The 11,014-nt window shown below is 54.3% G+C and carries 5 protein-coding genes; all 5 read right to left on the minus strand.

Annotation, left to right across the window (positions count from 1 at the left end):
- Positions 1–69: 69 nt before the first annotated feature.
- Positions 70–1,413: a RagB/SusD family nutrient uptake outer membrane protein gene (locus Q0510_RS20850; protein ID WP_298715954.1), complete on the minus strand. Its 1,344-nt coding sequence runs from the start codon at positions 1,411–1,413 to the stop codon at positions 70–72.
- A 125-nt stretch (positions 1,414–1,538) separates the two neighbouring features.
- Positions 1,539–4,658 carry a TonB-dependent receptor gene (locus Q0510_RS20855; RefSeq protein WP_298715956.1) on the minus strand — a complete coding sequence of 1,040 codons (3,120 nt, stop codon included), beginning with the start codon at positions 4,656–4,658 and terminating at the stop codon, positions 1,539–1,541.
- A 442-nt stretch (positions 4,659–5,100) separates the two neighbouring features.
- The gene (locus tag Q0510_RS20860; RefSeq protein ID WP_298715958.1) at positions 5,101–6,498 is read right to left on the minus strand and encodes a RagB/SusD family nutrient uptake outer membrane protein; all 1,398 of its coding nucleotides are present in this window, start codon (positions 6,496–6,498) and stop codon (positions 5,101–5,103) included.
- Between the two features lie 14 nt (positions 6,499–6,512).
- A complete protein-coding gene (locus tag Q0510_RS20865) occupies positions 6,513–9,362 on the minus strand; it encodes a SusC/RagA family TonB-linked outer membrane protein (RefSeq protein WP_298715960.1) in 2,850 nt (949 codons plus the stop codon).
- A 186-nt stretch (positions 9,363–9,548) separates the two neighbouring features.
- Positions 9,549–11,006 carry a SusD/RagB family nutrient-binding outer membrane lipoprotein gene (locus Q0510_RS20870; RefSeq protein WP_298715962.1) on the minus strand — a complete coding sequence of 486 codons (1,458 nt, stop codon included), beginning with the start codon at positions 11,004–11,006 and terminating at the stop codon, positions 9,549–9,551.
- Positions 11,007–11,014 lie beyond the last annotated feature (8 nt).

Below are 11,014 nucleotides of genomic sequence, written 5' to 3' on the forward strand. Positions count from 1 at the left end.
TTGCTGGAAAAAACAGAGGAGCCTCCGCGCGGGGGCTCCTCTGTTTTTTTATTGCGTTCTTTCCTGCTATCAATCATAGCCGGGGTTCTGCCCTAGGCTCGTGTTCTGCTGGGTTTCCTGGAAGGGAATCGGCCAGGGCGTGAGGTTGTCGTTCCAATCCTGCTCGGGCTGGAAAGCTCCACGGGCGGGAATGTTTCGTTTGGTGCGGACGAAATCAATCATCCCGAAACCTTCAAACGCCAGCTCGATCCTCCTTTCGTTCAGGATGAGATCGATGAGCGCCTGCTTGGAGGCCGGTAACGGCAGCAACGCAGCATCTGAACGGTCGCGGATTTCGTTGATGATATCGAGCGCTTCCTGGCTAACACCGGCGTTTATCCGCGCCAGGGCTTCTGCTTTGTTCAGCAGCACTTCGGCGTGGCGCAGGATGGGCACCCAGGAATCGAAAGTTGTTTTTGCATACTTGCCGGTATACACGAAGTCACCGGAAGTGACGATCATATCCCCGATCTTACGTTTGTCGGTATCCGCGAAATTCGGGAGTTCGAGATAATCCGGGTTTATCGAAATATCCGCCCGGCCATTGGGGCTGTAGTGTTGCCCGATGGCGTTGTTGGTATTGGGGTTATCGCTCGTGTTCATGGCGATATTGAAGATGATCTCGGGCGTGGTTTCATAAGTAGGCCTGTTAAAATTCTCATATGGGTCGGCTGCAAGATCGTACCCTTCAGGAGACGCGATCACCCGGTCGGCAGCCGCGTCGGCCTGGGGCCAGTTGCCGGTCACGAGGTAAACGCGGGAGAGCAGCCCGTTGGCAGCCCCTTTCGTGGCCCGGGTGCGGGTAGCATACGCAGAGCCCCAATCGTCCGGCAAATCAGCGGCCGCATCGGTGAGATCCTGGATGATCTGGTCATACACCTGCTTTACAGTCGCCCTGGGCAATTTCCACTTCGGATCAAAAGCATCTCCGCCGGAAGTTGGCGCCGTAATCATCAGGGGCACGCCGGGATGGCTGGCGTCCGCGGTGTATCCATATGTCTGCGCATAAATATTGACCAGGTAATAAAATGTAAGCGCACGGCAGAATTTGGCTTCCGCATAATATACAGATGCCGCATCCGCGCCGATCACGCTTTCATTTGCCTGGAGATTGGCCATGAAATAATTGGCCTCGAAAATGGTACGGTAAGCACCCGTCCAGGCAGCCAAAACCGTCGCATTGTTCGACAGCAGGTTAAATGTGGGTATCTGCCCGAAATAGGCGGCCACACTGGCATCGTTACCGCGCTGATCGATGTAGATGAGCGCGCGCCCGCCGAGAAACTCCGCATTCTGCAATGCATTGTACAGGCCGAAAGCAGCCTTCTCAATACGCGCGGGAGTATTAAAAACGTCCTCAGGACCGATTGCCACATACGGGGCCTGTTCATCAACCTTTGAGCAGGAGCCGAACAATAGTAAGGTTCCAAAAGCAAGTGTTATGACCGGCCGGTAGATATATGTAAGATGTATTTTCTTCATGATGTTTAAGATTTAGATCAGAAGGATGCGTTTAAACCGACAGAAATTGTTCTTCCGAGGGGAACGCCGCGGTTATCTACACCGAATGCGATGTTCGCAGTACGGTTGGTGTTGATTTCAGGGTCTGCGCCGGAATATCCGGTAATTATCGCCAGGTTGTCGCCCGACACAAACAGCCGCAGGTTGCTCATACCCAATTTCTCGCGGATGCCCGGGAAGGAATATCCCAGGGATACGTTTTTCAGGCGGAGGTAGTCGCCCTTTTCCAGCCAGCGGGTGGAGGTTTGGGTAGAAATATTGTCACGGAGCACCAATTTGGGAACGTCCGTGTTTTTGTTCTCCGGCGTCCAGCGATCCTTGATCTCAACGAGGTTGTTATTCAGGAAATTCGTCATCAGGCCCTGCCTTGTAGCATTCAGGATATAGTTGCCGCCACTGAATTGAATCGCTACATTCAGCGTGAATCCTTTATAGGAAACCGTATTTTCCAACCCACCATACCAGGTAGGATATCCGGATTTCCCTTCGAGATAGTTTGCGTCGGCTGCAGTTACCGCCGTAACTGCCCTGCTGCCATCCGGGGTCGTCCAACGGTTGGCGGCAGCAGCCGTGTGGTTATACATTTTCGTTTCACCATCTTTGGAGCGGAACATGGCGTAGCCGGTTTCCGGGTTCACGCCTACCCAGTCGATCAAATACCAAACACCCAGCGGACGGCCTTCGCTGGCACGGTTGGAACCGCTCGGCATATCCAGTCCGCCAACAAGTTTCGTTACCCTGTTTTTCAGGAAAGTTACGTTCGCGGTAACGTTCCAGTCGATCGCCTTATTTGTGATCGGCGTACCACGTACCGTAAATTCAAAACCGCGGTTCCACATCTCGCCAATATTGGTGGTTACCGTGGCATTGGGAATACCTGTAGTCCGGAGCACCGGGGCGTCGAGCACGAGATCGTCCACATCATTATTGAAGTAATCAAATGTAAAGCCCAACCGGTTGTTGAAGAACCCTGCATCTAAACCGATATCCAGTTTCTTGGCCCGTTCCCAGCGGAGATTGGGGTCACCCATTTGCGAGGGCGTAAGACCGTTATCCTCCGTATACTGTCCACCGCCGTAAAGCGTCCGCCAGGCATACCGGGTAATTTTCGCATTACCCACCACGCCATAGCTGGCACGCAATTTCAATTCATCAATCCAGCCCACATTGTCTTTGATGAAATCCTCTTCCGACAGTCGCCAGCCAATGGAACCACCCGGGAAATACCCCCTGCGGTTATCTTCCCCGAAATCGGAGGAAGCATCTGCGCGAAACACGAATTCAGCATAATACTTGCTTGCATAGTTATACGCTATGCGGCCCAGATACGAGTCGAACGCCGTTGCTTCCTGGCCACCGCCTGTATAGGAATTTCCCTCACCGGCCGACAAGCCGTCATAGATGTATTTAAAATAGCTATCGGCGAGGTTGGCCTGCCCGGTATATAATTGGAAGTTGCGCTCATATTGATATTCCAACCCCGCCAAAACTGAGAGATTATGTTTTTCAGCAAAGGTTGTCGTATAGGTGGCCGTGTTCGTCCAGTTCCACAATTGGTTCTGCCAGAGGTTCTCCTGCACCAGGCCATTCAGGCCGAAACCATTGCCTGCCTGATCGGGGCCGCTGTATTGATCCTCGAAATTCTGGAGATAATCGACCCCGAGGCGTGAGGTGAGTTTCAGCCCTTTGATGGGAGTCAGTTCACCATACACATTTGCCAGGATCCTGCGCGTTTCGTTATCGTTGCGGCCGAGGTAAACGCTGCCCAGCGGGTGGAAGAACCGGTTCTGGCGTTCGCTAACCCTGTTGGCGCCGTTTCCCAGGTCGCGATTGCTCGGGGAAAGATAGTAACCGCTGTAATCCCCTGTGCTGTTGTACACCGGCACGTTCGGCGGCGCATTATAGCCGCCTATGGTGGAACCTGCGAGATAACCGTCGGAAAGCACCCCGTTATTCAACGCGCGGGATCCATACACACTCATACCAATTTTCAACCAGTTTTTGGGGGTAACATCGGCGTTGATCCTGGCGGAACCCCTGCGAAGGCGGTTCCCTACCAGGATACCATTCATATCGGCATATTCGGCAGAGCCGTACACCTGCGATTTCTCTGTACCGCCGCTAAAGGACACCTGGTGCGTTTGCTGGAAGCCCGTGCGGAAAATAACGTCGAGCCAGTTTGTTCTCTCCGGCCGGCCGTCACCGTTCTCATCGAAATCCGCCGCGATATCAGCAACTCCCGCATTACGCGATTTTTCATTCTGGATACCAGCGAACTCATCCCCGTTCAATAACTTGGGAGCCCTGCGCACCGTGGCCCAGGACAGCAGCGTATTATAATTGACGGTCATCGCTCCACGCTTGCCCTTTTTAGTGGTGATGATAATAACACCATTCGCGGCACGGGAACCATACAAAGCCGCGGCCGCTGCATCCTTCAGCACATCGACGCTTTCGATGTCGTTGGGATTGATGTCGGCCATCGGGTTATAACGCGTACCGTTCCCACTGTTGAACACGTTGGTATTCTCGGCTTCGTTGAGAATGATCCCGTCCAGGACAATGAGCGGGCCGTTCTTATTGGAAATCGAGTTCACCCCGCGGATACGGATGGCTACCGCATCGCCCAGCACGCCGGATTGCACGTTTACATTCACGCCGGCAGCCAGCCCGTCGAGCGCCTGGTCGAAGCTCTGGATCGGACGGTTATTGAATTGTACCGCGTCGATCTTGGAAGTGGACGCCGTTGCATCGCGCCGGTTAATGTCCACATAACCGGTTACCACTACTTCACTGAGCGTTTTGTCGTCGGGGCCCATGGAAACATTGAGCACGCCGCCGCCGGGAACGGGCAATTCCTGCGTGGCATAACCGATAAACGAGAATACCAGCACGTCGCCGCTGCCGGCCTCGATCCGGTATTCGCCCTGCGTGTTGGTAATCGTTCCTTTTGATGTGCCTTTAATGGAAATGGTCACGCCAGGTAGTGGTGACCCGTCTGCTTTATCGGTTACCTTGCCCGCGACTGGACGGGTTTGGGCCATAGCATGCCCGCAAAGTACGACCGATAAGAACAAAAGTAGTAACGTTCTTTTCATATCGATAGGATTTTGGTGATGAAACTGCGACAAATGAAATATGCAGGAAGGTTACAATCCGTCGATTTAGATTTTGTATTGGGCTATCGGAAATACTATTTCATCATAAGTTCAACTAGTGTACAATGCTCGATCAGGATTTTGAATTGGGCTGTTGAAATATTATTTCATTATGGGTCAATTAGGCTTACTGCTCGATTTAGATTATTGAATGCTTCCGCTTGCTGCAATAAAAGTAAATTACTGAAAAAAGGAATATTACGATCAATGAGATATAATGAGTACTTACGGAATTCCCATCAAACAGTTTGAATATCAATTCATAGAGTTAAATAATAAATGTGTTTAAGCCGACAAAATACTGGAATAATGAAATAGCCCGGAAAAGCGTGTATGCTTCCGGGCTATAGTGTCCGATCAATTATCATTACCCCAGCGGGCATTATTCATACAAAGGGTGCTGCCCGATATTTTTATTCGCCTGCAATTCCGCAAGCGGTATCGGCATAAAATAATTTCTTCGCGTATGCAATAAAGTTAAATCGCTTCCTCCTATCGCAATGATATCAGCCGGCAGGCGTACAATATCTTTTTTCCAACGGCGGAGGTCAAAATAACGATGGCCCTCGAACGCCAGCTCACGGAAACGCTCTTCTTCAATGGCAGTCATCGCCTGTGCCGTTGTGCTGAACGAATTGTGCACATAATTGCTGATACGCCGGCTGCGCAATGCCTGCATATCATCATTTGCCGAAGCGATATCCGGCCCCGCCTTGCGCGCCTGCGCCTCCGCATGGATCAGGTACATCTCCGACACGCGGAAAAGCTTTATATCCGTCAGGTTGTAATTCGCAGGCTGCCCGCCGGCATATTTCGTTACCGCCCAGCGCGTACCCGCAGGCGATGCATCCAGGTCTGCTATCCAGGAATGAAAACGGACATCGTTCACCGCATCAAACGCCCCGATCAATTTGAAAGATGGCGCAAGCAATACCATGCCGCCCGCGAGCCTGTAAAATGCGCCAAAACGCTCGTCTGCCGGTTCGCGCTTCAGTTTCCAGATTACCTCGTTACTCTGCGCATCCGTCCAGATTTCCGGGAACTGCGCGGCGGTTGCCAACGGCATTGCGCCGATCACTTCCTGCGAAGCGGCAATGGCGGCCGCCCAGTCCTGCTGGTATAAAGCCGTTCTGGCTTCTATCGCCAGCACCGCCAGCCGCGTAATCCGCGTTGCACTGCTCCAGGATGCCGGGATGAGCGCTTTTGCATCGCCCAGGTCTTTTCGGATCTGCGCAAACACCTCTCCTGTTGTATTTCGCGCAGGTTGGCCGGCCTGCGAAACCGTCATAATGGGTACGCCTGCGGAATCCGCCGCATAATCCACTGCATAATGCCGCAGCAGTTCGAGGTGGCAATAAGCACGAATGGCCAGCAACTCCCCTTTCAAACGATTCTTCCTTTCCACATCCGGCAATTCAGCATGAATGCCGTCGATAACGGCAAGGATACGATTCGCGCGGTCGATCGCCTGGTAATTGCCCTGCCATGCCGGCACCACGTTCGGCGTGGAGGCATCCTGCCGCCATTCGAATACCTGCACACCGTCGTTGCCGGTGTTTTCAAGCGGCATCATATTTTCATCCGAAATGAGGGAACTTATCTTTATCGACTGCCCGTTTAACGCCGCATACGCGCCGAGAACGCCCGTATTCACGTCGTCCACATCCCGGAACGCAACGGATGCGTCTTTAACACCGGCCGGCTTCACGTCCAGGTCCCCCAGGCAGGAAGCCGCCATCATCCAGGCTGCGAGCAAACTATATCTAAACATTAATTTCATCGGTCATTATTTAATCAGAACTGGATACAAACACCCGCTACCAGCGTGCGCGGCGACGGATACTCGAAAAATGCATTGGCGTTATTGTCTTCCGGATCAAATCCATTCCATTTCGTAAAAGTGAGCAGGTTCTGCCCCTGCACATACACCATCGCACCCTTCACCACCTTCAGCGGCGCAAGGCAATGCTCCGGCAGGGAATACGCGATCTGAACATTGCGCAACCGCAGGAACGATGCGTCCTGGATATGGGCGGACGAGAAAGTACGCGGACTGGTGATCGATGCTTCATTCGCACCGTCTCCCGGCTGGCGCCAGCGCTCCAGCCATCTTACCGACTGGTTGCTGAAGATGTTCCCGTTATTGTTCAGCGTGTAATAATCCATCGCGTTATAACGGTTGTAGCCGGATACGTAAGAGAAAAGCACATCGGCCGTCCAGCTCTTGTAACGCAGGCCGGTAGTAATGCCGCCGTAAATCTGGGGATCGTTGGAGCCGTAGCCGGCCACGCTCATGGAAGTAATGTTATAATTCTCCGTTTTGTTGCCGCTGCGGTCGTAGTAAAGCGCCTGCCCGGTCTGAGGGTCTACCCCGGCGTATTTTACGATGTAATGCGCGTTCACGGGAAGCCCCTCGCGGATGAGGAAAGTGCTTTTCTGATATTCGTTGGCGCCGCCGAGGCTGGTAACGCGGTTACGGTTATACGTAAAGTTGGCGCCGGCCGTCCAGGTCAGGTTTTTCGCGCGGATGATATCGCCGTTCAGGTCCAGCTCCACGCCGCGGTTGCGGATATTGCCGGCATTGATGCTGCGGGAAGTGAAACCGCTGGTCATCGACAGCTGTTCGTCCAGGAAGAAGCCTTTCGTAGCACGGTTGTAGAAATCGGCCACAAGGCGCAGGCGGTTGTCGAAGAAAGCCAGGTCGAGCCCCGCGTTCAGCATTTCTGTTTTCTCCCATTCGTAATCCGGGTTGCCGATGGCGGCGGGTGCGATGCCCGGCTGCCCGTCGTAGCGGGAAGGACCGTACCCAGATGCATAGGCGAAATACTGTGCCGGGGGCGCTGCGGAAGTACCGTAGCTGGCCCGGACGCGCAGGGTGTTGATCCAGCTTACGTTCTCCAGCCAGGGCAGGTCATACCCGGCGCCGACGGAGTAAAACGGCTGCCAGCGGTTCCTGGAAGGCAACGTCGACGAGCCGTCGTAACGATAGCTAAGGTTGAGGCTGAAGCGCTCGTCCAGCAGGTAGCGCACAAGCCCCACCCAGGAAGCCAACGCCCTGCCGGTCCGGTTACCGCCCACCTGCGGAATGAACCCGTTGATGGGAGATCCCGGCGTGGTGGCCGACAGCGTGCCGTCGAGCCCCGGCGTAAGCCCAAAACCCGTGGCTTTGAGATCCGACCATTTCAGCCGGTTGAATTCATAAAACCCGGCCACCACGAGGCGATGGCGCTCATGCAGCAATTTATCGTAAGTGATGCCTGCGGAAGATGTGAACTGGAAGAAGCGGGACATCATTTCCGAATGGCTCCCCTGCCCGCCCGCGGCGGCTCTCCCTGCATTGGAACCGGGCGCGGCGGAACGGATCTCGTTATTCTCCCTGAAATCCAGTCCCATATTGAAAGTGGCGTACAGCCAGTCGTTCACCTGGTACCGGAGCGCGGAGCTGAGCAAGCCTTTCAGTTGGTTCACGCGGTTGGTCGTAGTTTCCATCCGCTCCAGCGCGTCGGAACCCTCGCGGGTGTCGAACGTTCCGCCGAAATTGGATTTGTTGCCGCTATGCACGAGCACGCCGTTAATATAAGGCTGCTCATACGGCAGGGCATAATATATGGAGGCAAAGGGATTGGCGACGGAAGACGTTGCCTCGCCTTCAATGAGGTCGCTGCCGGTATAGCCAACGGCGGTATTGACGGACAGGCGCAGTTTTTTGCCAGTCGCGTCGAGGTTGGTGCGGAAGGTATAGCGGTCGAGGCCCGAGCGGTAGGCGATACCCTGCTGCGACAGGTAGCTGGCGGAGGAGTAGAACCTTACTTTATCGGTACCGCCGCTGGCGGATAATTCGTATTCATGGAAGGGCGCCGCATCGCGGAGGAAGTAATCCATCCAGTCGGTCTGAATATGGCCCAGGCTGTCGAGGATGGCTGCGTTGCGGGCCTTGGCGCTGGCGGGCAGGCCGGCGTTCGCGGGATTGGCGGCGGAGAAGATCCATCCCGCACCGATCGTTCTGCCAGTTTCTTTCCCCACTTCTTCTTCAAACTGCAATCTTTCCTTCGTGTTCATCATATCGAAGCGGCGGCGCGAAGCCTGCGAAATACCGTGACGGGTATTGAAAGAGAAGCGCACTTCGCCCTGCTGCCCCCTGCGGGTGGTGATGAGCACTACGCCGTTGGCGCCGCGGGAGCCATAGAGCGCCGTGGCGTTCGCATCTTTGAGTATACTGACGGATTCGAAGTCCGCCGGGTTCAGCCCCACGAACACGCCGCTTTCTACGGCGATGCCGTCTACGATGTACAAAGGCGCAGATGCGTTCATATCGGAGAGGTCTGCATTGGTGGCGGTGCCCCTGATCACCATGCGGGCGCCTGCGCCGGGTTGCCCGCTCCCTGCCGCCACGTACAGTCCGGGCGCGCGGCCCTGCAGCATCTGGTCGAAGGAGGCTATGGGCGCCTGTTGGAATTTATCCCCTGAAACAGTGGTCACCGCACCCGTGTATTGCTTACGTGTAGCGGTATTGTAACCGGAAATAACGACTTCGTCGAGAAGCCGTTTCGATGGAATAGCTGTGTCTGGCCGGTTGTCTGATGTCTGTGCAACGCCGGATATGCTGATGGCCGATACCAGCCATAGCGATAGCGTTTTTTTCATGAGATTTGCTTTTGTGTCTAATGCCCCTAGAGGATGTAACAGTTTACCCCCACAAGATACTGAAATTCAACTGATATCACAGTACACTTAAATGTGATTGGAAATTTGGCGGGATATTATATGAAAAAGCAAAAAAAAGCCGCTCCCGGAATGGGAGCGGCTTTTTTAATTATCGTGCTGCAGGACTTACTCGGCAACGTCCCACCAGAGACGTTGGCTGTTCGGCCTGTGCTTTACGTTGATGAATTCGCCGTTTGTATTGGCTTCCGTTTCCGGATAAGGCAAACGAACGGGGAACTTGCCGTCGAGGCGTTGCTGTACCGACAGGTTGAAGATATCGGGGAAACCGGTACGGCGCCATTCGGTCCAGGCTTCGAAAGTCTGCAAGCCATTCATGGCGTAATATTTCTGCGTAATGATCGCCTCGATCTGCGCTTCCAGCGTTCCGGGCCATTCGGCATCAGGTGCGTTGGCAATGTAAGCCGCGGCTTCCGAACCGATTTCATTGGCTTCGAAGCTGGCGGTGATCCCGTTGTTGAAAAGCGTTTGCGCGCTGCCGGCAGTGAACCAGCCGCGGGCGCGGGCTTCCGCCTGCAGGAAATAGCTTTCTGCTTCGGAGATCAGCACTACGGGAGCCAAAGCGGAGTTATTATCCGCACCGAGGCCACCGGTAGCGGCGCTGGGGAAGGAATAATCGAAATCCGGGGTATTGCGGAAGTCGCCCTGCACCCCACCTACGATGGTGTCCTCAACACCGTCCCAGGTTACCTTGGTATAGAGTTGCTCCAGGCGGGGGTCGTTATTCGCTTTCATGGCGTCCAGGAAAGTGGCGCTGGCTACGAGGTTCTGGGTTCTGCCAAGACCGAGGATTTCGGAGAACAGGGGGTTCTCGTTACCGCCGGAGGTAGCGTACTGGATCGCAGCGGAGGAGGTCAGCAGCGGTTCATCTGCCAGGGCTTCCACACCCGCCTCGGCACGCGCTTCGTCCACCTCGCTGATGCGGAGATAAGCACGCAGTTTCAAGGTGTTGGCGAAACGGATCCACTGTTCGATATTACCCTGGAAGATCAGGTCTTCGCTTCCCACCCTGTTGGGGCTGGAAGGATTCAGCATAGAAAGGCCGCGGTCGAGCCACATGAAAATGCTGTCGTAAACAACTTTCTGCGACTGGTACGGAACGTCCATGCTGGCGCCTTCGTTAAGCGCATCCTTTAAAGGCACATCGCCCCAGGCATCGGTGATCATTTGATAAGTGTAAGCCTTCATCACATAAGCAATAGCTGCATGCTGCGTCAGGCTGCCGGCATTTTCGATCACACGCTTGTAATCCTGAAGGGCGCCGGCGTACAAAATAGCCCAGGGATTGTTGGTGGTAGAAGGCTGGATGTTATACTGGTCGGTGGTACGGTATTGGCTTGAAAACGGGTTTTGCGTCCAATACTGCGACCACAAGCCCCCAATGATACCGAATTGGTTGGAGAGCACGTGCGCGGTAGCAGCCTGCCCGGAAGGCAACAGCAGCTTTACATCCGCAACTATGGGCTGGTTCGGACTTTCGTTTACATCCAGGAACTTACCGCAGCCCACCGCTGTTACGGCAATCGCAACAGTTAAAGCCACATTCTTTATATTCAATTTTCTCATTCTTCAAA

The organism is uncultured Chitinophaga sp. (genome assembly GCF_937874145.1).
In the GTDB taxonomy this organism is placed as follows: Bacteria; Bacteroidota; Bacteroidia; order Chitinophagales; family Chitinophagaceae; genus Chitinophaga.